The 21,271-nt window shown below is 73.1% G+C and carries 23 protein-coding genes; 17 read left to right on the top strand and 6 right to left on the bottom strand.

Annotated features, from left to right (window positions below):
* Position 1: 1 nt before the first annotated feature.
* Positions 2–388, bottom strand: a complete 387-nt coding sequence (locus tag ACFWJB_RS26465) for a BlaI/MecI/CopY family transcriptional regulator (protein ID WP_385465092.1) — start codon at positions 386–388, stop codon at positions 2–4.
* A gap of 225 nt (positions 389–613) precedes the next feature.
* Here ACFWJB_RS26465 and ACFWJB_RS26460 point away from each other — a divergent pair, with 225 nt between their 5' ends.
* Positions 614–1,912, top strand: coding sequence for a phytase (locus tag ACFWJB_RS26460; protein ID WP_386925263.1), 1,299 nt, complete (start codon positions 614–616; stop codon positions 1,910–1,912).
* A gap of 51 nt (positions 1,913–1,963) precedes the next feature.
* On the opposite strand, the gene ACFWJB_RS26455 is transcribed toward ACFWJB_RS26460, so the two are convergent.
* Together ACFWJB_RS26455 and ACFWJB_RS26450 are read right to left on the bottom strand one after the other, a co-directional pair.
* Positions 1,964–4,075 carry a DUF1996 domain-containing protein gene (locus ACFWJB_RS26455; protein WP_386925261.1) on the bottom strand — a complete coding sequence of 704 codons (2,112 nt, stop codon included), beginning with the start codon at positions 4,073–4,075 and terminating at the stop codon, positions 1,964–1,966.
* 114 nt (positions 4,076–4,189) lie between these two features.
* Positions 4,190–5,203, bottom strand: coding sequence for a zinc-binding dehydrogenase (locus ACFWJB_RS26450; protein WP_386925259.1), 1,014 nt, complete (start codon positions 5,201–5,203; stop codon positions 4,190–4,192).
* 109 nt (positions 5,204–5,312) lie between these two features.
* On the opposite strand from ACFWJB_RS26450, the gene ACFWJB_RS26445 reads away from it, so the two are divergent.
* From ACFWJB_RS26445 to ACFWJB_RS26430, 4 genes are all read left to right on the top strand, one after another.
* Positions 5,313–5,903 (top strand): TetR/AcrR family transcriptional regulator, encoded by a 591-nt coding sequence (locus ACFWJB_RS26445; protein ID WP_385470445.1) that lies wholly within the window; start codon positions 5,313–5,315, stop codon positions 5,901–5,903.
* Between the two features lie 108 nt (positions 5,904–6,011).
* Positions 6,012–6,464: a hypothetical protein gene (locus tag ACFWJB_RS26440; protein ID WP_385470443.1), complete on the top strand. Its 453-nt coding sequence runs from the start codon at positions 6,012–6,014 to the stop codon at positions 6,462–6,464.
* 92 nt (positions 6,465–6,556) lie between these two features.
* Entirely contained in the window at positions 6,557–7,129 is a 573-nt protein-coding gene (locus tag ACFWJB_RS26435) for a DUF6328 family protein (RefSeq protein WP_385470441.1), read from the top strand.
* A 96-nt stretch (positions 7,130–7,225) separates the two neighbouring features.
* Positions 7,226–7,879, top strand: coding sequence for a class I SAM-dependent methyltransferase (locus ACFWJB_RS26430; RefSeq protein WP_386925256.1), 654 nt, complete (start codon positions 7,226–7,228; stop codon positions 7,877–7,879).
* A gap of 7 nt (positions 7,880–7,886) precedes the next feature.
* Here ACFWJB_RS26430 and ACFWJB_RS26425 read toward each other — a convergent pair whose 3' ends face one another.
* From ACFWJB_RS26425 to ACFWJB_RS26415, 3 genes are all read right to left on the bottom strand, one after another.
* Positions 7,887–8,846 carry an SDR family oxidoreductase gene (locus tag ACFWJB_RS26425; protein ID WP_386925254.1) on the bottom strand — a complete coding sequence of 320 codons (960 nt, stop codon included), beginning with the start codon at positions 8,844–8,846 and terminating at the stop codon, positions 7,887–7,889.
* A gap of 159 nt (positions 8,847–9,005) precedes the next feature.
* Positions 9,006–10,049, bottom strand: a complete 1,044-nt coding sequence (locus tag ACFWJB_RS26420; RefSeq protein ID WP_385470435.1) for an SPFH domain-containing protein — start codon at positions 10,047–10,049, stop codon at positions 9,006–9,008.
* Between the two features lie 4 nt (positions 10,050–10,053).
* Positions 10,054–10,485, bottom strand: coding sequence for an NfeD family protein (locus ACFWJB_RS26415; RefSeq protein WP_385470433.1), 432 nt, complete (start codon positions 10,483–10,485; stop codon positions 10,054–10,056).
* A gap of 311 nt (positions 10,486–10,796) precedes the next feature.
* Here ACFWJB_RS26415 and ACFWJB_RS26410 point away from each other — a divergent pair, with 311 nt between their 5' ends.
* From ACFWJB_RS26410 to ACFWJB_RS26355, 12 genes are all read left to right on the top strand, one after another.
* On the top strand, positions 10,797–12,173 hold the full coding sequence (locus ACFWJB_RS26410; RefSeq protein ID WP_385470451.1) for a cytochrome ubiquinol oxidase subunit I: 1,377 nt from the start codon (positions 10,797–10,799) through the stop codon (positions 12,171–12,173).
* 84 nt (positions 12,174–12,257) lie between these two features.
* A complete protein-coding gene (locus tag ACFWJB_RS26405) occupies positions 12,258–13,292 on the top strand; it encodes a cytochrome d ubiquinol oxidase subunit II (RefSeq protein WP_385470431.1) in 1,035 nt (344 codons plus the stop codon).
* 288 nt (positions 13,293–13,580) lie between these two features.
* Positions 13,581–14,879 (top strand): YeeE/YedE thiosulfate transporter family protein, encoded by a 1,299-nt coding sequence (locus ACFWJB_RS26400; RefSeq protein WP_386925251.1) that lies wholly within the window; start codon positions 13,581–13,583, stop codon positions 14,877–14,879.
* Positions 14,880–14,960: 81 nt separating this feature from the next.
* Positions 14,961–15,536: a cysteine hydrolase family protein gene (locus ACFWJB_RS26395; protein ID WP_386925249.1), complete on the top strand. Its 576-nt coding sequence runs from the start codon at positions 14,961–14,963 to the stop codon at positions 15,534–15,536.
* Between the two features lie 95 nt (positions 15,537–15,631).
* Positions 15,632–16,531: an SDR family NAD(P)-dependent oxidoreductase gene (locus ACFWJB_RS26390; protein WP_386925247.1), complete on the top strand. Its 900-nt coding sequence runs from the start codon at positions 15,632–15,634 to the stop codon at positions 16,529–16,531.
* Positions 16,532–16,803: 272 nt separating this feature from the next.
* Positions 16,804–17,607: an SDR family NAD(P)-dependent oxidoreductase gene (locus tag ACFWJB_RS26385; protein WP_386925245.1), complete on the top strand. Its 804-nt coding sequence runs from the start codon at positions 16,804–16,806 to the stop codon at positions 17,605–17,607.
* 180 nt (positions 17,608–17,787) lie between these two features.
* Complete coding sequence (locus ACFWJB_RS26380) at positions 17,788–18,105, top strand: gas vesicle protein (RefSeq protein WP_385470420.1); 318 nt, start codon at positions 17,788–17,790, stop codon at positions 18,103–18,105.
* Positions 18,106–18,142: 37 nt separating this feature from the next.
* Complete coding sequence (gene gvpJ, locus ACFWJB_RS26375) at positions 18,143–18,664, top strand: gas vesicle protein GvpJ (RefSeq protein ID WP_385470418.1); 522 nt, start codon at positions 18,143–18,145, stop codon at positions 18,662–18,664.
* On the top strand, positions 18,661–19,437 hold the full coding sequence (locus tag ACFWJB_RS26370) for a GvpL/GvpF family gas vesicle protein (protein ID WP_385470416.1): 777 nt from the start codon (positions 18,661–18,663) through the stop codon (positions 19,435–19,437). The genes gvpJ and ACFWJB_RS26370 overlap by 4 nt, the downstream gene beginning before the upstream one ends.
* A gap of 4 nt (positions 19,438–19,441) precedes the next feature.
* Entirely contained in the window at positions 19,442–19,723 is a 282-nt protein-coding gene (locus ACFWJB_RS26365; RefSeq protein ID WP_385470414.1) for a gas vesicle protein GvpG, read from the top strand.
* Complete coding sequence (locus ACFWJB_RS26360) at positions 19,720–20,286, top strand: hypothetical protein (RefSeq protein ID WP_386925242.1); 567 nt, start codon at positions 19,720–19,722, stop codon at positions 20,284–20,286. Before ACFWJB_RS26365 ends, ACFWJB_RS26360 begins: the two co-directional genes overlap by 4 nt.
* Entirely contained in the window at positions 20,283–21,260 is a 978-nt protein-coding gene (locus ACFWJB_RS26355) for an SRPBCC family protein (RefSeq protein ID WP_386925240.1), read from the top strand. Before ACFWJB_RS26360 ends, ACFWJB_RS26355 begins: the two co-directional genes overlap by 4 nt.
* The last annotated feature ends 11 nt before the right edge of the window (positions 21,261–21,271 follow it).

Below are 21,271 nucleotides of genomic sequence, written 5' to 3'. Positions count from 1 at the left end.
GTCAGTCTTCCCCCGCGGCCCGCGCGTCGCCGCCCAGCAGGTCGCGCAGCAGCCGTTCGTCGGCCGGGTCGAGGCCCGTCACGAAGCTCGCCAGCACCGCCCCGCGGTCGCTCTCGGCGTCCAGCACCCCGCGCATCCGGCGCGCGGCCAGGCCCGCCGGGTCCGCGGGCGTCCAGACGAAGGACCGGCCCGCGCGCTCCCGGCTCACCGCGCCCTTGTCCAGCAGGCGGGTCAGGATCGTGACCACCGTCGTGTAGGCCAGGTCCCCGCCCAGGCGCTCCTGCACCCGGCCGGCCGTCGCCGGACCCTCCGCCCCGCGCAGCACCGAGAGCACCAGCGCCTCCAGCTCGCCCTGCCCCCGCCGCCGGGGACGCCGGTCATCCGCCACGCCCGCACTCCCCTCGTCCCGCCGTCCGCTTCCCGGTACGCCATCGTATCGACGCCGCGGACACCGCCGGGCCACCGGACCGCCGCCCCGGCGCACGGGGACGGCGGGGTTCGTTCGCCGGGCGTACGCCCCTCCGTCACCCGGAGAGCGCCCCGGCGACGCACTCCACCCTCAAGATCACTTGGTGCCCTTTGTTGTCATGTCTTCGACTTCGGGAGTACCGGCGTGACCAGATTCCCCTTCGGCCGTACGGCCGCCTGCGCCTTCGCCGCGGCCTTCGCCGCCCTGCCCGTGGCTCCGGCCGCGGCCCACGGCGGCGACGCGCTGCCGACCGTGCGGCCGCGGGCCGAGACGGCCGCCCTGTACGACGACGAGGCCGGCGGGAACGCAGACGCGGACGACCCCGCCATCTGGCGCAACCCGTCCGACCCCGACCGCAGCCTCGTCGTCGCGACGGCCAAGGAGGGCGGCCTGCGCGTCTACGACCTCGACGCCCGGCTGGTGCAGTCGGTGGCCGCTCCCCCGGCCTCGGATCCCGACAGCGCGCCCGGCCGCTTCAACAACGTCGACCTGGTGCAGGGCATGCCGCTGAGCACCGGCCCGGCGGACCTCGCGGTCACCACCGACCGCGGCAGCGACCGTCTGCGCTTCTACCGCATCGACCCGGCCGCGCCGGGCCGCCCGCTGACGGACGTCACCGACCCGGCCGCCGCGCCGGTGTTCTCCGCGGACCAGGACGAGATCGACGAGCAGCGCACCGCGTACGGTCTGGCCACCTGGACCGACAGGGCGACCCGGCGTTCCTACGCGCTGGTCAGCCGGCGGGAGCGTACCCGGCTCGCCCTGCTGGAGCTCACCCCGGCGGCGTCCGGGCGCGTCGGCTACCGCACGGTCCGCACCCTGGACCTGCCCGCGTCCTTCCGGCTGCCGAACGGCGCCCGCTGGTCGCCCTGCGCCGAGCCCGGCGAACTGCCCCAGGTGGAGGGCATGGTCGTCGACCCGGCCGACGGCACCCTCTACGCCGGGCAGGAGGACGTCGGCATCTGGCGTCTGCGCGCCGACCTCACCGGCACACCCCGGCTGGTGGACACGGTGCGTGAGTACGGTGTCCCCGCCACGTACGACGAGGCCGCCGACGAGTGCGTCGCCGGCTCCGACCCCGGGTTCGGCGGCAGTGTGCTGTCCGCGGACGTGGAGGGGCTGACGCTCCTCCAGGAGTCCGACGGCGACGGGTATCTGCTGGCGTCCAGCCAGGGGGACGACACCTTCGCCGCGTACGACCGCGAGCAGGGCGACCACAACGAGTACGAGGGCGGGTTCCGCGTCGGCGCCGTCTCGGCCCGGCTGGACGGCTCCGAGGAGTGCGACGGGGCGGCGGTGCTGAACCGGCCGCTGGGCCGCCGCTACCCCGACGGCCTGCTCGTCGTGCAGGACGGCCACGACACGCCGGAGGACGGCGAGCGTGCCGCCACCGGCTTCAAGTTCGTCGACCTGGGCGACGTCAAGGACGCGCTCGGCGACTGACGCCGTTAGGTCCCGGCCGGCGTCGGGACCGAACGGCGCGTCAGGGGGGTGTCACAGGGTGCGCCGCCTGGTGCGGAGCAGCAGCAGGCATCCGGCGGCGAAGAGGACGCCACCGGCCGCCGCGGGCCAGAGGCCGAGGCCGGAACCGGTCTCGGCGAGACCGCCCCGGTCGCCCTGCGGCCCGCTCGCGGAACCGGCGGCCTGCACGGCGCCCCCGTCCGTCCCCCGCGTCCCGCCGGGGGCGGCCGCGGAGGCGCTCGCGTCGCCCGGAGTGCCGGCGGGCGGGGTCGCGGCCCTGGGCTCGGCGGAACGGGAGGCCTCGGGCCGGTCCGGGTTCGCGGGCCGGCCGGCGTGCTCCGGCTGCTCCCCGTCCTGGCCGGCGTCCGCGGGCGCCGACGGGGCGCCGGTCTGCCCGGCGGGGGGTGCGGCGGTCTGCCCGCCGTCGTCGCCCGGCTGTTCGGGGGTCTCCTGACCGTTTCCGTCGTCCGGGGCCCCGGATGCCTCGGGGGTCCCGGGGTCGTCCGGAGTTCCGGAGACCTCGGGGGTCCCGGGGTCGTCCGGGGCCCCGGTCGGCTGCCGCGGGGTCTCGCTCTGGCCGGGGTCCGGGGCGGGCGGCGTGCCCGCGCCGCACGAGCGGCCGCCGTTGATGCAGTCGACCATCTCCCGCATCAGGTCCTCGTCGAAGACGTTGATGAAGTCGCTGTGGTCCGTGACCGGCTTGTGCAGCTGCTCGGGGAAGGAGTCCACGGCGAACAGGGGTGTCGTCCGGCCTCCGTCACGGAGACTGGGCGCGTCCACGTCGTACACGATGCGCTGCACCAGCCGCGGGACGGGACGGAAGCCGTCCGGGCAGCTTCCGTCGGCGGCGGCGAACGCCACGTGGGTGCGGTGGTTGGCGCTGTCGATGTTGCGGCCGTCCCAGCAGCTCTGGAAGGTGAAGGTGCGCACCACGTCGCTGCCGGCCGGGCAGAGCGGGTACTTGTCCTTCAGCTGCCGGTCCTCGTGGCCGGTGCAGCTCCAGGAGGCGTTGGCGTTGGTGTTGCCGTTGACGAACGCCTTGGCGTCGCCGGTGATGACGCGCAGCAGCCGCGGCATGCCCGTGACCTTGCCGCGCTCGTTGCCCTCGAAGGTCAGCGTCACCTCGGCCGGCGTGACGATCTCGCCGGCGTTGCCCTCGACGCCCCCGCCGGGCGACCGGTCGTCCTGTTCGGCGGTGCCGTTCTGCAGCCGCAGCACGGGCCAGTAGTACGAGGACTTGTCGCCCTGGTCCGCGCAGCTGGTGCCGGCGTTCGCCAGGTCGTCGTCGGAGGCGAAGGCGTCGTTGCCCTGGTTGCCGACGTAGTCGTGGAAGTGGTGGGCGCCGTTGCCGACGCCGGGCGCGGCGATCAGGTTGTCCGAGTTGAACAGGCCGTCGGCGTTGACGCCGCAGCTGGTGGTGAAGGAGCCGCGCGAGGCGCCCTTGTCCGGGCTCGGCTTCGCCGCGCCGGGCGGGACGGTCGTGATGTCGACGTAGTCGGCCGCGACGGGGCCGTTGCCGGCCTGGCCGCCGTTGCCCTGCTCCTGCCCGGCACCGGGCTGCTCCCCGTCGGCGGCGTCACCGCCCGCCGCTCCGGTTCCGTCGTCCGCTCCGGTGTCCCCGCCGTCGCCCGAGCCGTCCTGCCGCCCGTCCGCGTCGCCGCTCGCCGCGTCCGGTGTCGCGACCGCGGTGCGTCGCAGCGTGCACGGTGCGAGGGCCTCCAGCCCCTCGGGCCGGTCCCCGGCGCCGTCGACGGCGGAGACGATCCGCGCGATCGTCTCCGTCCGCTGCCGCTCCAACGGGTCGAGGATCGCGCCCTCGTCCAGGCCGCCGTCGTCGGCGGTGCGTGCCGCTTCCTGCAGTTGCCGGTAGGCCGTGGCGATCTGCCCGTCCAGGCGGGCGAGTTCACCGTCGACGTCCGGCCTGGCCGCCTCGGGGACGGTCGTCAGCCGCTCGCTCAGGTCGGGGCAGTCGACCGTGGCCGCGACGCCGGAACTGCCCAGGGGGACGGCGGGGCCGGTCCCCGTCTCGGTCGCGGAGGCGAACACGTTGGCGGCGACCAGACCACCGCCGCCGAGTATCAGGGCGACCGCGGAGAAGGTCGCGCGCCGCGCCCCGGTCGGGCGTCTGCGCCTGCTGTGTCCCAAGGCGTGCTCCTGTGTGCGTCGTGGCGGACCCGGGGCATGCGATGCCCCCGGCTCCATACGGAGTCGGGGGCGCGGGCGTTCAACCGCCTCGTGGATTCTCAGGAATCCCTCACCTCACGGGCGCAGGATCAGCCGGATCGGGTTGCCCTCCTTCTTCTCCAGCCGGGCGACCGCCTCGGCGGCCTCGGCCAGCGGCAGCACCCCGCTGATGGACGCGGAGAAGTCCAGCCGTCCGCCCTGGATCAGCCGCAGCAGCTGGGGCAGGGCCACCGGCATGTCGGAACCGTAGTGGCCGAGGATCCGCTGCTGGAGGTAGCTGAAGCGGGTGCCGTCCACGACGCTGAGCGGCTTGTCGGTCAGGCCCACCAGAACCAGTCGGCCCTTGGGCGCGAGGACGGAGAGCGCCTGCTCGCGCACGGCGGGCACGCCCGCGAAGTCGAAGGCGGCGGCGACCCCCGCCCCGCCGGTCACCGCCGCGACGGCCTCGCGCAGCCCGGGGTCGGCGGAGTCCAGGGCGAGGTCGGCCCCGGCGGACAGGGCACGCTCGCGCGCCACCGGATTGGGGTCGACGGCGACGACCGGGCAGGCGCCGACCGCGCGCAGCAGCTGCACGGCGTGCACACCGAGTCCGCCGACGCCCCACACGCCGACGGCCTCGGCGGGACGGACGCCACCGGTCTCGGTGATCGCGCCCCACGGGGTGGACACGGCGTCGGGGATGATCGCGCCCTGGTCGAAGGGGATCGCGTCGGGCAGCGGGGTCAGGGCGGTCTCGGCGGACAGCGCGTACTCGGCCCAGCCGCCGTCGTAGTCGACGCCGCGGGTGTAGGTGACGCCGTCGCGGACCTCGCCGGCGTACAGCACGACCCGCTCACCGGGCGACCAGGTGGTCACGCCCTCGCCGGTCTCGGCGATCGTGCCGGAGACCTCGTGGCCGAGGGTGACCGTGTCGCCCCGGAGGAGGAGCGGGGTGAGCGTCCCGTCGATGAGGTGGACGTCGGACAGGCACACCCCGGCCGCCTCGACCTTGACGAGGACCTCGCCCGGGCCGGGCTTCGGCCGGGGCACCTCCTCCAGCCGCAGCGTGCGGCTCGGGACGTGCAGGCGGGCGGCGAGCATCTGCGCCATGACATGACCTCCTCGGTGCGGCGACCCGGACGGGCCCCACCGGTCCATCGCAGGTCGACTTGCGTTAACCGTACACCCAACGCAAGCCGACCTGCTTTAGTCTGGTGCGATGACCTCTCCGGAACCCGCCGCCCCGCCCCTGCGCCGCCGTGGGGAGCGAATGCGGCAGGCCGTGCTGGCCGCCGCGGTGGAACTGCTGTCCAGCCAGGGCCTGGCGGGGACGACCGTGGGTGCCGTCGCCCGCGCGGCCGGGGTGCACGAGACGTCGGTCTACCGCCGCTGGGGCACCCGCGAGAACCTGGTCCTGGACGCGTTGAACACGCAGCTGGACTCCGCACTGCCGGTCCCGGACACCGGGCGCGTGCGGGACGACCTGCTCGGCTTCTTCTCCTCGCTGGCCGTGCTCCTCGGCACCGCCCAGGGGCACGCGCTGCTCCGGATCGGTGTGGAGCACGACGAGACGCTCGACGACCGCCGCCGGCCCTACTGGAGCGACCGCCTCGACCGGGCCGTCGTGATGGTCCGGCGCGGCGTCGAGCGCGGCGAGCTGGCGGCGGACACCGATCCGGGCCTGCTGATCGAGGCCCTGAGCGGCCCGCTGTTCGTCCGGGTGCTGCTCAGCCGGGCTCCGCTGGACGAGGCGCTCGTGCGGGGGCTGGTGGACCTGGCCCTGGAGGGGGCCCGCCCCCGTCCGGCATGACGCCGGGACCGCACGGACCCGCGGTTCTGTTAACCGGCTGCGAGAGGGGAACCCGGGGCCCGTCGTGACCGTCGTGCGCCACCGCGCCCCTGTCGAGGGAGTTCCGGGATGCAGTCACTGATCAAGGGCCTGGTCGCCGGCGCGGCGGGGACCGTCGCGCTGAACCTCACCACGTACGGCGACATGCTGCTGCGCGGCCGGGGCTCCAGCGACATGCCGGCCGAGGTCGCGGACCGCGTCGCCGACCGCGTCGGGCTGGTGCTCGGCGACGAGGAGACCAAGCCCCACCGCGAACAGGCCGTCGGCGCCCTGCTCGGCTACGCCACCGGCCTCGGCGTCGGCGCCGTCTACGGGGTGCTGTGCCGCCGGCGCGGACCGCTGCCGGACTGGGTGGCCGGGCCCTTGCTCGGTGCCGTGGCCATGGTGGGCAGCGACGTGCCGGCCACCGCGCTCGGCGTGACGGACCCGAAGCAGTGGGACCGTACGTCCTGGGTGTCGGACATCGTGCCGCACGTCGTGTACGGCTTCACCACGGCGTCGGTGTACCAGGCACTGCACTGACCACCGGACGGCCGGCGCCCCGTCAGGTGTCGCGCGACGGCATGGAGGCGTCCAGGGCGGGCAAAAGGTTCGCCTGGAGCTTGGAGGACGCCATGACGACGACTGAGCAGCCGGCCGATCCGACGGGAAAGGACGCCGCGTGCTGCGGACACGCCCACAGCCACGGGCTCGGCTCCGGTGCCGAGGACCGGGAGACCCCGCGTGAACGGGTCAACCGCCGCTGGAACGAGATACTTCAGGAGACCCGGGTCACCCAGACAGGCGTGCAGATCCTCTTCGGGTTCCTGCTCAGTGTCGCCTTCACCCCCACCTTCAGGCAGCTGGAGACGCTGGACCGCAGCATCTACGTCATCACCGTGGTGCTCGGCGCGGCGGCCACCGCCTCGCTCATAGCCCCCGTCTCCATACACCGCTTCCTGTCCGGTCAGCGCATGAAGGACGAGGTCGTGGAGGCCGCCGGCCGCCTGATGATGTGCGGCATGGTCCTCCTCGCCCTGACCATCGGCTGCACCCTCCTGCTGATCCTCCGGTTCGTGGTCCCGGGCGTCCTCGCCGAGATACTCGTGGGCACGGTCATGCTGTGGTTCGGCCTGTGCTGGTACGCGCTGCCCCTGCGCCTGCGCCACCGCGCGGGCCGCCGCTCCCGCTCCGCCGGGGACGCGTGACACGGTCGACGGCCGCGTCACGGAGGGCCCCTTGTCGGGGCCGTCCCCCCGGTGGAGGATGAGCCCGGCACCGGCTCATCCAGCGAAGGGACCCTCGTGACCGACGGACAGCAACGGCCGCGGGCCGCCGCCGTGTTCGACGCGCTGGGCGCCGACTACGAGAAGGCGTTCGCCGGGGCGCCCGCGCACCGCCGCTCGCTGGAGTGGCTGCTCGGGCGGCTCGCGCCGGGCAGCCGGGTGCTGGACGTGGGCAGCGGGACCGGGCGCCCCACGGCCGAGACCCTCGCGGACGCCGGTCACCGGGTCGAGGGCGTCGACATCTCCCCCGTCATGGTGGAGCTGGCGGCCCGGCAGGTGCCGGCCGCCTCCTTCCGGTGCGCCGACATCCGTGACGTGCCGCTCGCGGAGGGCTCCTTCGACGCGGTCTGCGTGTACTTCGCGCTGCTCCAGCTGGACCGGCGCGAGCAGACGGACGTGGTCCGGCGCCTCGCCCGGGCGCTGGCCCCGGCGGGGCACATGGTCCTGGCCACCGTTCCGCTGGACGTGGAGGGCGTCGACGCCACCTTCATGGGACAGCCCGTGCGCGTGACCAGCTTCACCGCGCCGGACCTCGTCGCCGTGGCCGAGGGCGCGGGCCTGGAGGTCCTGGAGCGGGAGGAGTTGCTGTTCACCCCGGCCCACCCGGAAGCCGGGCCCGAACCCCATCTCTTCCTGCACTGCCGGCGCCGGCCCACGACGACCGGCGCCTGAGCCACCGTCAGCGGTAGTCGTCCGCCGAGCCGTCCTTCCCGCCGTACCGGGTGTCCTCGAAGTACGCCCAGGCGTCGGGGCGGCTGCCGTCCACGTCGCGTACGCCGTAGGCCTTGGCGAGGTCCGCGCTGGAGGCGGACTTCCTGTTCCAGCGGGCCGCCCGGTCCGGGTCCGCGGCGAGCGCGGCGACCGCTCGGGCGAGGTAGTGCGGTGACTCGGCGATGGCGAAGGCCGGTTCCTGGGCGACGGCGTCGCGCCAGTTCTCCTCGCTCACACCGAAGTGGGCGAGCATCTGTTCCGAGCGCATGAAGCCCGGTGTGACGGCGACGGCCATACCCCCGTACTCCGCCAGCTCCTCCCCCAAGCCGAAGGCGATCCGGATCGGTGCGTTCTTGGCGAGGTCGTAGTAGAGGTTCTCGCGGTAGCGGCGGTTGGAGGCCGCCGTGCCGTCGGTGACCTCGACGTGGAGCGGGGCGTCGGAGCGCACCAGGAGCGGGAGGGCCAGCGCCGCGGTGATCACGTGGGAACGGACTCCGAGTTCCAGGATGCGCAGGCCGTCGGCTAGGGGTGTCTCCCAGGTCTTCTTGCCGAACACGGAATCGACGAGGAGGTGTTCGCCGCCCCACAGGTCGTTGACGAGGATGTCCAGTCGTTCCTGCTCGCGTTCGATGCGTCCGACAAGGGCGCGTACCTGGTCCTCGTCGAGGTGGTCGGTGGGCACCGCGATGCCGGTGCCGCCGGCCGCAGTCACCAGTTCGCCGGTCTCCTCGATGGTCTCCGTGGTCCGGCCGACCTCGCTGGCGCGCGTACGGGTGGTGCGGCCGGTGACGTAGACCGTGGCGCCGAGCCGGCCGAGTTCGACGGCGAGCGCGCGTCCGGCGCCGCGTGTGGCCCCGGCGACGAGTGCGATCCGGCCGGTCAGCGGAGCCTCGCCGGCGATGTGCTGGGGGGTCGTGTCCTGGTTCATGCGACCACCGTGCACGGTAAACACGACAACCTGCGTCGCCTTTTCCTCGCGAGTTCGCAGCGGTGGTGGTGTCGTCCTGGACGGGCGGGGCGGCGTTGTGCAGGACGCCGAGGCCGGCGTCCGTGGTGAGGGTGGCCGCGCGGCATCAGGGGTCCGCCGTCAACGTGGCGACTGGGGCGGTAGAGGCTCGGTCGGGGGGACGCCGTCCGCTTTGGCGGCGTCCGCCAGGGCCTCCGCGGCGGCTTCCGCCGCCTGCGCCGTGTCACTGGCGGCCTGCGCGGCCATGTCGTCACCCGACGGCTTCTCGCGGGTTGCCGGTGACGGGGGCAGCACCTCGCTGAAGGCTCGGGACACGCCCTGAAGGGCAGAGGTGATCTCGCTGGGGATGACCCAGAAGTTGTTCCCCTGGCCTTGCGCGAGCTGGGGCAACGCCTGGAGGTACTGGTAGGCGAGGAGTTTGGGGTCGGGGTCGTTGCGATGCACCGCCTGGAACACCTCGTCGACGGCCCGGGACTGGCCCTCGGCCTGGAGAATGGCCGCGGTCCGGTTCCCCTCCGCGCGCAGGACGGCAGCCTGCTTGTCCCCCTCGGCGGTGAGGATCTGCGACTGGCGCTGGCCTTCCGCCCCGAGGATCGCGGCGCGCTTGTCCCGTTCGGCGCGCATCTGCTTCTGCATCGCGTCCTTGATGGACTGCGGTGGATCGATGGCCTTGATCTCCACTCGGTTCACCCGCAGCCCCCACTTGCCCGTGGCCTCGTCCAGTACGCCGCGGAGCTGACTGTTGATGGTGTCCCGTGAGGTGAGCGTCTTCTCCAGGTCCATCGACCCCACGACATTGCGCAACGTGGTGACGGTGAGCTGCTCGACGGCCTGGAGGAAGCTGGCGATCTCGTAGAAGGCCGCTCGCGGGTCGGTGACCTGGAAGTACAGGACCGTGTCGATCTCGACGACGAGGTTGTCCTCGGTGATGACGGGTTGCGGTTTGAACGAGACGACCTGTTCGCGCAGATCGATCAGCGGATGTACTCGGTCGATGAAGGGGATGACGAGGCTGAGTCCGGGAGTCAGTGTGCGGTGGTAGCGGCCGAGTCGCTCGACGTTGCGAGCGCGTGCCTGGGGCACGATGCGCACCGCCCGCACCACGGTGAAGATTGCGATGAGCGCGACGATCAGGCCGGCGATGAGGGACGCGGACAGCTCCATGGCTTCAGTCCCGTGGGTAGACGAATGCGGTGGTGCCGCTGATCCGTATGACGTCGACGGTCGCTCCGGTGGCGATCACCAGCGTCTCGTCGTAGGGGCGGGCCGTCCACTCCTCTCCGTCGATGCGGATCCTGCCGCCCGTGGCCGTGACCTCCGAGGTGACGTAGGCGGCCTTGCCGACCAGCGCGTCGATGCCGAATCGTGCCACCTGGGGCTGCAGCACGTGGCGCAACGCGATCGGCCGCACGAACAGCACGGTGACCGTGGCAACGACGGCGTACACCAAGAACTGAAACGGCACCGGCAGACCGACGGCGGCCCCTCCGGCCGTGACCACAGCGGCCACGCTCAGCATGCCGAGCGCGGCGGTGAGCGTGAAGATCTCCGCCACGGCAAGGACCGCCGCGATGATCAACCAGACAAGCCATGGGTCCATGACGCACCTCTTCTCACCGATCCAGGTGAAGAGGTCGGATCACGCCGTTCAGTCCTTCGACCGACCGGACGGACGCGATGTCGCTATTTTACCTATCCCGACCAGCATGCTCCTGTCGGCTGGAGGAGGGCCGGCCGTAGCCCCGTGGGAATCGGTGGCCGCCGAGCGTGGCGATGCCGGTCCTCCCTCTCCCGCGGGCGATACGGTCATGTCCGGAAAGTCGGCCAGAAGGACCTCGCTCGATACCGTTCCGGGGAGTATTCGTGCCCGTGCTCGATCGTCTCGCCTCCGGCGTCCGGTCGTTCGCCGCGATGGCGGCGGACGGGGTGACAGACGGCGATCTGGCCGCGGCCCGGGCACAGATGGGCTTCTCACTGGCCTGGCACATCATCGTGGCCTGCCTCGGCGTGGGGCTGCCCGCCCTCACGCTCATCGCCGAATGGTACGGAATCCGCACAGGTGATCCGGCGCACCGCCTGCTGGCACGCCGATGGGCCCGTGGAATGGGGGTCCTGTTCGCGGTGGGCGCCGTTTCCGGCACCATCCTCAGCTTTGAGATGGGGCTGTTGTGGCCGGGCCTGATGGGCACGTACGGGCAGGTCATCGGCTTGCCGTTCGCGCTGGAGGGCATCGCGTTCTTCATCGAGGCGATCTTTCTGGGCATCTACCTCTACGCCTGGGACCGGATGCCGCCCAGGCGGCACCTGCTCATCGGCTTGCCGATCGTGGTGGCGGGCGTGGCCTCGGCGTTCTTCGTCGTCTGCGCCAACGCATGGATGAACCAGCCCCGCGGATTCACGCTGCGGGACGGGAAAGTCGTCGACGTGGATCCCTGGGCTGCCATGCTCAACCCCGCGAGCCCGCCCCAGACGGTGCACATGATCCTGGCGGCGTTCATGGTGGCGTCGTTCCTGACCGCGGCGGTCTATGCGGTCGCCATGCTGCGGGGCCGCAGGGACGCCTATCACAAGGCGGGTTTCTTCATCCCGTTCACTCTGGGGGCGGTGGTGACCCCTTTCCAGATCGTCGTCGGCGACTGGGCCGCACGGTTCCTGGCCGAGTTCCAGCCCACGAAGCTGGCCGCCATGGAAGGCGTGTACACCACCGGGTCCCACGTGCCCCTGACCCTCGGAGGCATCGCCCGCGACGACGCCCTGCGCTACGGGCTGGAGATCCCGAACGGACTCTCCCTGCTGGTCGGATACCGCCCCAGCACCGTCGTCCAGGGTCTGGACAAGGTTCCGCGCGGTCAGTGGCCCGCGGTGACAGCGGTGCACTGGGCGTTCGACCTGATGGTGGCCGTCGGCTTCTTCCTGTTGCTCCTGGGGGCCTGGCTGCTGTTCTCGTGGTGGCGTGGCCGACGCGGGAGCGGTGAACTGCTCGACCGGCGCGGATCGCGTCTGTTCCTGTGGGGGGCCGCGATCGCCGGTCCGGCTTCGGTGGTCGCGTTGGAGAGCGGCTGGTGTGTCACCGAGCTCGGACGCCAGCCGTGGATCGTCTGGGGGATCATGAGTGTGCGGGACGCCGTCAATCCGGCGCCCGGGCTGATGACCGGCCTGTGGCTGGTGCTGATCGTCTACGCCGCCATGACCGTCGCCACGGTGTACGTCCTGCGCCGTCTGGCAACGCGCACGGCCGTGCCGCTGGCGCCGCAGGAAGAGGACGTCGAACGCTACCCCGTCGTGTGACCGCGAGAGCTCTCGTCATCCGACGCCGTCGTCCGGCCCGAACCGATTCGCGCCCCGTTTTCCCGGCCACCACTGGAGGTCACCGTGCTCGCAGACACGGCACTCGCTGTCATGTGGGTGGGTCTCACCTGCTACGCCGTCTTCGGCGGTGCCGACTTCGGCGCAGGCGTGTGGGACCTCCTCGCCGGCGGAGCCCGACGAGGACGAGACCGGCGCCGGCTCGTCGAGCACAGCATCGGTCCGGTGTGGGAGGCCAACCACGTCTGGCTGATCTTCGTGGTCGTGCTGCTGTGGTCGGCCTTCTCACCGGTCTTCGCCGCCGTGATGTCCACGCTCTACCTGCCGTTGACCTTCGCAGCCCTGGGCATCATCGCCCGTGGAGCCGCCTTCGCCTTCCGCAAGGCCAGCACGGAATTGTGGCAGCAGCGTCTGTTCGGCGCCTGCTTCGCCCTCTCCTCGCTGATCACACCGTTCTTCCTCGGCACCGTGGCCGGCGGCGTCGCCTCCGGGCGGGTCCCGCCCGGCCTCGCCGAGGGCGACGTCCTCACCAGCTGGCTCAACCCCACGTCGGTCCTCGGCGGCGTCCTGGCCGTACTCACCTGCGCCCACCTCGCCGCGGTGTACCTGTGCGCCGACGCCGCCCGCGAGGGCCGGGCCGCTCTCGCCACCGACTTCGCCCGACGCGGCATCATCAGCGGTCTGGCGTGCGGTGTCGTGGCGTGCGTCGGCATCGCCGTCCTGAACGCCGATGCGCCATACCTCTTCCACGGACTGACCCACCGCGGCCTGCCCCTGGTCGTCCTCAGCGCCGTGGCCGGTCTCAGCGGGCTCGCCCTGCTGCACAGGAGACGCTACGTACTGGCACGCCCCACCGCGGCGCTGGCCGTCGCCGCGATCCTGTGGGCCTGGGGCGCGGCGCAGTACCCGGCCATGCTGGTGGGCGGTACGACGGTCGCCCGGGCCGCCTCCGACGGAGCGGTCCTCTCCGCCTGTCTGATCGCGCTGGCGGTGGGAGCGGTGCTCCTGGTGCCCTCCCTCTGGCTGCTGTACGCGACCTTCCAGCGGCGCACCCCTGCCGCGCCGCCCGGGGCGCGCCCCGAGACCCCCGGCCCTCACTGAGGTCGTCCGGGTGTGCCGCTCGGGCCTCGGCGCGCGCCGGCGGACAGGGGCCTCGCGCCGTTCGCCATCCGCATGGCAAGACGGCATGACATCCGGAGCACCTTCCTCCGTATATTTGTCCGCATGCATGCTTCGGCTCCCGTGCTGTGTCTCGCGCTCTTCGCCTGCTCGGCGTGGTGCGTCGACGACGGCCTCTGTCCCCGCTGAGCCTCCGGACCGGCCGCGTGATTCCCGCCGCCGGCCCGCCAGCGTCCGCCGCCCCGTGCACACCACCTCCGGAGCTCTTCCGTGACCACCGCACCCCCTGCCGGGTCGTCCCCGGCCGCGCCGCCGCGCGCGACCACCCCTCTGTTCGCTCCCTCGCCCACCTCCTCGGAACGTCCGAAGGCGCCGTCCCTGCCCCCGGTGCGGCGGACGCCGCTTGTCGTGTCCGGCCTGCTCGCGGTCGCCCTGACCGCGTACGTGTGGTCCGCGCACGGTGCCAAGCCGGGTGTACTGCTCCTGCTCGGACTCGGCCTGGGCGTCGCCCTCTTCCACTCCCGGTTCGGCTTCACTTCCGCCTGGCGGCAGCTGGTCGCCGTGGGCAACGGGACGGGGCTGCGGGCACACGCCCTGCTCCTCGGCACGACGGCCACCCTGTTCGCGCTGCTCATCGGTACGGAGACCGGGCTGTTCGGCTCCCAGCCCGCGCCGTCCGCCGGACCGATCGGCGTCGGTCTGTTCGCCGGTTCCGCGCTGTTCGCGATCGGCATGCAGCTCGGCGGCGCCTGCGCCTCGGGCACCCTCTTCGCGGTCGGCTCGGGGCAGACGTCGATCGTGCTCACCCTCGGGGGCTTCGTCGCCGGAGCCACGCTGGCCGCCTGGCAGTTCGACCTGTGGAAGGACCTGCCGGCCTGGGATCCCGTCGTGCTGTCCGACCACATCGGCTGGTTCGGCTCCTGGGGCGTGACCATCGCCGCGCTGCTCCTCGTGGTGCTGGTCAGCCGGCGTGTCCAGGCCCGCCGGAACCCGCCGCCGCTGGGCGCCGTCCCCTCGGCGCGCCGGGCAGCCGTCCGGGCCGTCCGCGGCTCCTGGCCCCTGGCCGTCGGCGCCCTGGCACTGGCAGTGCTCGGTGCGGGCGTCCTGCTGGTGTCCGGCGGCGCCTGGGGTGTCACCAGCGCCTTCAGCCTGTGGGGCTCGGAGCTGGTGGGCGCGCTCGGCGGTCACCCGGAGAACTGGACCTGGTGGCAGCAGCCCGGCAACGCCGAGATGCTGGCCGGTCCGATGCTCGCCGACAAGACCAGCCTCACCGACATCGGCATCATGATCGGCGCGGCCGTCGCCGCCGCGCTCGGCGGCACCTGGGCGCTGCACCGGGGCGTCCCCTGGCGCACGGCGCTCGCGGCGGTGCTCGGCGGCATGCTGATGGGCATCGGCGCCCGGCTGGCCGGCGGCTGCAACATCGGCGCCTACCTGGCGGGCATCGCGTCGGGCAGCCTCAGCGGCTGGCTGTGGGGCGCCTTCGCGCTGGCCGGCACCTGGGTGGGCCTCAGGCTGCGGCCGTTGTTCGGCCTGGGCAACCCCAAGCCGGGCGACGGCGTCTGCTGACAGGTCCGGAAGCTTCGGGGCTGTTCACGGAGGGCAGGTCAGCCCGTTTCCCGCCGCGGCCCCAGCGACTAGCGTGGCCCCATGCCGCACTCCTCCGCCGTCCTCGTCATCGACATGCAGAACGCGCTGATGGGCATCGCCCACCGGGCAGCGGAGACCGTCGCCACGATCGCGGCGCTGAGCGAGCGGGCCCGGGCCGCCGGTGTGCCCGTGGTGACGGTGCGGCAGGGAGACGAGGAGCTGGTGCCCGGCACCGAGGGGTGGCGGGTCGTGCCGGAGCTGGCGCCCCGCGAGGGGGAGGCGGTCGTCGACAAGACGACGCCCGACGGCTTCCTGGACACCGGTCTCGACGGGACGCTCGAGGCCCTCGGCGTCACCGAGCTCATCGTGACCGGCTTCGCCACGGAGGTCTGCGTGGACACCACGGCGCGGCAGGCACTGAGCCGGGGCTACGACCTGGTCGTCGTGGCCGACGGACACACCACCTCGGTGCGCGGTGAGGCGGACGCCGATCTCGTCCCGGCGGACCGCTCGATCGCCCAGTACAACGCGATCTACCGGACGATCGGCTGGCCCGGTCGCCGTATCCGGGTTCGGGCCGCCGCCGACGTGGACTTCACCGCCCCCGAGGGGGCGGGGAGGCTCACGCCTGCTTGATCGCCGCGATGGCCGGCGCGCGCCGGCCGTCGCGGCCCGGCCCACGGCTCCTGCCCGGACGGGCTCAGGCGGAGGCGCGGGCGATGGTGCCCGCGGTGAGCGTGGCCAGCATCTCCTGCAGGGTCACCGGCGGGAACGGCGGGATCGGACTCGAGACCGCCCGTGCGCTCGCCCGGCACGGTGCCCGCGTCATCCTGGCCGGCCGCAGCCGGACCAAGCTGGACCAGGCCGTGGAGGCCGTGCGCGCCGCGAGCCCCGGGGCCCGGACGGACACCCTCGTGCTCGACCTCTCCGACCTCTCCTCCGTCCGCGACGCGGCCACCCGCATCGCCGAGACCGAGACGGTCGACCTGCTCCTCAACAACGCCGGCGTGATGAACCTGCCCGAGCGGCGGACCACCCACGACGGCCTCGAGATGACGGTCGGCACCAATCACCTCGGCCACTTCGCCTTCGACGCCCAGGTCTGGCCGGCCGTGCGCCGCTCGTCCGCACCGCGCGTGGTCACCGTCAGCGCCATCGCGGCCCGGTGGCCGACGGGCAGGCTGGACGACCTGATGAGCGAGAAGAGCTACCGCGCCATGGGCGCCTACGCCAAGTCCAAGCGCGCCAACATCGTCTACACCCTCGAACTCGCGCGCCACACCGCAAGCGGCCCCGTCGAGGCGCTCGTCGTCCACCCGGGGTCGGCGATGACCAATCTGCAGCGGCACGGCACCGGCGCCCTGAGCCGCGTGGTGACCCCGATCGCCGCACGCCTTCTCATGGGCTCGGCCGAGGGTGCCGCCTGGCCCTCCCTGTACGCGGCGACCAGCCCGCACGTCCAGTCGGGCCGGTTCATCGGCCCCGCCGGACGCGACCAGACCTCCGGTACCCCCGAGCCCGCCAAGCTCCCCACCGGCGCCGACGACCCCGCGGAAGGAAGGCGGCTGTGGGCGGCGAGCGAACGGCTCACCGGCGTCCCCTTCGACGTCGAAGCCGGGGCCGCCGGCTGAGGGCCGTCTTCACAGGTCGCCGGACGGTGGATCGTGGTGGCGCGGTACGCCGTCATGAACTCACCGATGAGGGGTGGGAGTCACTCGCTCCGCTCAGTCCACGGACCGGGATCTCCTGGCGTGACCTGCCGGGAACGGTACGGCCCTGGCAGACGGTCCACAACCGCCGTCGCGACTGTCCATCGGGTGGTCTCGTCCGTGCATGAGGCCTTCGTCCGGGGTACCCGGTCCGGGCCGCATCCGCGGCTGCCGGCAGGGAAGGCGGCATACCGGTGAGCACACGACACGGCACGGCCCTGGTGACGGGGGCCTCCTCCGGCATCGGCGCGGCCTACGCCGGACGACTCGCCGCCCAGGGGTGGGACACCGTCCTCGTGGCCAGAAGAGCACAACGGCTCGACGACCTGGCGCAGCGGCTGAGCAGGGCGACGGGCACCACGGTGGAGACCCTCGTCGCCGACCTGTCGGAGCCCGGTGACCTGGCACGGGTGGCACGGCGGGCAGCCGACGACGACATCGGGTTCCTCCTCAACAACGCGGGGATCAACGGCTACGGTCCGTTCGCCGGCCTCGAACCGGAGCTCATGACGAAGGTCCTGGCCGTCAACGTCCTCGCCGTCACCGCGCTTGCGCGGGCCGCTGCCCCGGGCATGCTGGCACGGGGGCACGGCACCCTGATCAACGTGGCTTCACAGCTGGCCTTCGCGGGCGCGTTGCCGCCGCATCCGCTGCCCGAACGCGCGGTATACGGCGGCACCAAGGGCTACGTGGTCACCTTCACCCGCACTCTCGCCGCCGAGCTCGCCGGCACGCCGCTGCGGATTCAGGTGCTGTGCCCGGGGCTGACCGCCACCGAGTTCCACCGGTCGCGTGGTCACGAGCCCGTGCCGGGACGGGACGAGTCCGTGCACGAGGAGGGAGGCATGCCCGTCGATCGCGTCGTCGACTCGTCACTGGCCGCGTTGGAAGCCGGCGAGGTGGTGTGCGTACCGGGGCTCGGGAACGCGGCTTTGATCGACGCTCTGGCGGAGGCCGAACTGGCGATCCGCACGGCGGCGCGCCCGCTCGGACGCTGACCCGGGCGTGCCGGATGCTCTTCGGGGCGGCCTTCGCAAGCGCCTGCGGGACGGCGACGAGCTGGTCGGCGTTCTCGCGGGTCCTGGCACCCCCCCCCCGTGACGGGTCGTGAGTTCAGGAGTGCCCGGATGGGGTAACTGCGGGCGCGCGGACCGGTACTCGCGGTCAGAGTGGGCTGCATGACAGAACCTGGCGAGCGGCGTCGCGGCACGACGTCCACCACCACGCGCGAGCGTCCTGTACGGGGTGCCCGGGACGCCGCGCAGCATGCCGCGGACGCCCTGTCCGAGCTGATCCGGCACCGCCTGGAGGGGGTCTCCGCGGTGTACCGGAGCGAGGACGACGGCTGGATCGTCAACGTGGACGTGCTGGAGGTGGCACGGATCCCGGACACCACCAGCCTGCTCGCCACCTACGAGGTCGAGCTGGACACGGCGGGCGACCTGCTGCGGTACCGCAGGATCGCCCGCTACCGGCGCGGTGCCCAGGACCAGTGACCGGGCCGCTGGGCCCGCCCCCGGAAGGACCACCCGCATGATCCCGTACGAAGACGAGCTCGTCTGCGCGCCCCGCGCCGGAACGCTCTACGACGTCCTGGAACTCATCCTCGACCGCGGCATGGTGATCGACGTCTTCGTGCGCGTCTCCCTGGTCGGCATCGAGATCCTCAAGGTGGACGCCCGGATCGTGGTCGCGAGCGTCGACACCTACCTGCGGTTCGCGGAGGCCTGCAACCGTCTGGACCTGGAGCACGACGTGCGCTCCAAGACCGTTCCCGAGCTGTTCGGCGGGCCGGTCGCCAAGACCGTGGGCCGGGCGGCCGCCAAGCGGTCGACGCGCTCCCTGACCGACCGGGTGCGGGACATCCTCACGCCCGAGGAACCGGAGCCGGAGGAGGACGAGGAGGCGCCCCTGCCGCGCCGTGCCGGCTCCCGCACCCGCGAGCGCGAGGAGCGGACGCAACGGCCCCGGAACCGCCCGGCGGGGCGCCCCCGCGGTGACGACGACCGCCCGCGCAGCCGCCCGCGCCGGCGCACGGAGACAGAGGAGGAATGACCGTGCCCACCACAGCCCCCGCCCCCGCAGCCGTTGTTCCGGAGACCGGGGACGCCCTGTACGTCTACGGCATCGCCCCCGCCGGGGTCCGCACGCCCCGCTCCCCCGGGGTCGGCGGCGCTCCGGTGCGGCTGCTCACCGAGTCCGGCCTGTGCGCCGCGGTCTCGGCCACGCCCGCACGGCTCAGGCCCCGCCGCCGTGACCTGATGGCCCATCAGGCGGTGCTGGACGAGCTGGCCGCGCAGGGGCCGCTGCTGCCCATGCGGTTCGCGGTCCTCAGTCCCCGTCCGGAGGTGCTGCTCGCGCAGCTGCGTTCCGACGCCGACCACCTGGCACGGCAGCTCGACGGCGTCCGGGGGTGCGTCGAGTTCAACGTCAAGGGAGCGGTCGTACCCAGCAGTTTCGCCGAGCTGGTGCGCCGGGACGAGAAGCTGCGGTCCCTGGCCCTGCGGACACGGCGCCGGCCGGACTACGAGGCAAACGTCCGGCTCGGCGAGGCGCTCGCCCTGGCCGTCCGCCGCGAGGCGCGGCGCGCGGCCCAGGAGGTCCTCGACCGCCTGACCCCTCTCGCCGTGCACACCGTGGGGGGCCCGACCGACGACGAGCAGGTGCTGAGCGCGTCGTTCCTGCTGCGCGCGGCCGACGAGTCCCGGTTCCGGCAGGCGGTGGACGCGTGCGCCCGTGACCGCGGGGACCGGCTGGCGCTGAGTGTGACCGGGCCCCTGCCCTGCTACAGCTTCGTCGACCCGTCACCCGCCCCGGCCGGACGGTGACGCGGTGGGCCTCGTGAGCGGTCTCCTGCTGCTGCCCCTGGCCCCGGTGCGGGGCACGGCGTGGATCGCCGACCAACTGCTCCAGGAAGCCCGGCGCCAGGTCCACGACCCGCGCGCCGTCCAGGCCCGTCTGGCCGCGCTCAACCGGGCCCTGGACGAGGGCGCCATCGACGAGGCGGCCTTCGAGCGGGAGGAGGAGCGCCTGCTCGCCCTCCTCGACCGCCCGGTCCGGCCCACCGGCCGCACCACCACCAGCACGGAACCAGCGCACGGAAGGCACCCATGAACGACAGCAAGGCGGCCCTGGCGGCGGCCATGGCGGGCGGATATCTCCTCGGCCGCACCAAGAAGGCGAAAGTGGCCTTCGCGGTGGGCTCCTACCTGGCGGGACGGCGCCTCGGGCTCTCCCCCGGCCAGGTGCTGTCCACGGGGCTGGGCAGGCTGCAACTGGCACCGCAGTTCCAGGAACTGTCGGACCAGGTGCGCGGCGAGCTGCTGGCCGCCGGACGCACGGCCGTCACCGCCGCGGCGAACCGCAGGCTCACCGGCCTCGCGGACACCCTCCGCGACCGCACCGACGCGCTCGCCGGCGCGGTCCGGGAGGGCGGCGGCCGGGAACCGGACGACGGGTACGACGACGCGGCCGACGAGGCCGACTACTTCGACGACGAGGAACGGGAGGAGGACCGCGAGCCCGCCCCCGCGCCGCCGAGGAAGGCGGCGCGGAAGACTCCCCCGCGTCCGTCGGCGCCCGGTGGGAAGCCACCGGCGAAGAAGGCCGCCGCCAAGAAGGCCGCGGCGAAGAAGGCCGTGCCGTCGGGCACCCGGCGGGGAGGTGGCCGCGGATGAGCCCCACCGGAAAGGGCGAGGGCGCGGCGTCCCCGCTGGGCGACGTGAAGAGCGCTCTCGGCGGCTACCTCTCCGCGACCGGGCACAGCCTGGCGGGCAGGGCGAGTGAGCGGATCGGCGGTCTGACCGACCGTCTGACCGCCTCCGCGGGCGGCAAGGGCTCGGGCGGCAGGAGTTCGGGCAGGAGCGGCTCGGAGGAGGACGAGTCGGAGGGCGGCGGCCCGGGAGGGGACGACTCGGGAGGGCGCGGCTCCAAGAAGCGAGGACGAGGGCCCTGGGGCAGCGTCAAGGCGACGCACATCATGGAGACAGTGGACATCGGCATCCCCCTGCGCACCGTCTACGACCAGTGGACCCAGCTCCAGGACTTCAGCTCCTTCACCAAGGGCGTCCGCAGCGTCAGCCCCTCCGACGAGGTCACCTCCGACTGGAACGTCAAGGTCGGCCCGTCGAGCCGGAGCTGGAAGGCGACCGTGCAGGAGCAGGTCCCCGACGAGCGGATCGTGTGGACCTCGGAGGGGGCCAAGGGCAGCACACGCGGTGCGGTCAGCTTCCACGAGCTGGGGCCCCGGCTGACCCGCGTCGTCGTGGTCGTCGAGTACTACCCGGCGGGCTTCTTCGAGAAGACCGGCAACCTCTGGCGCGCCCAGGGCCGCCGGCTGCGCCTGGACCTGAAGCACTTCGCACGGCACGTGACCCTCATGGACGCCGAGGAGCTGGAGGGCTGGCGCGGCGAGATCCGCGACGGCGAGGTCGTCCGGAGCCACGAGGAGGCGATGGAGGAGGAGAACGCCGACGACGCCGACTACGAGGGCGAGGGCGACGAGGACACGGACGAGGAGGCCGGGGACGGCGAGTACGAGCAGGACGAGGACGAGGAAGGCGAGTACGACGACGAGGGAGGCGAGTACGACGAGGACGAGTACGAGGACGAACCCGAAGAGGACGACGAACGGGCCCGCCCGCGTCGCTGACCGCCCGGGGA

It is taken from the genome of Streptomyces sp. NPDC127100, from assembly GCF_042724095.1.
GTDB lineage: Bacteria > Actinomycetota > Actinomycetes > Streptomycetales > Streptomycetaceae > Streptomyces.
Note: the sequence above shows the minus strand (reverse complement) of the source record. Positions and strands in the feature narration are given on the sequence as shown.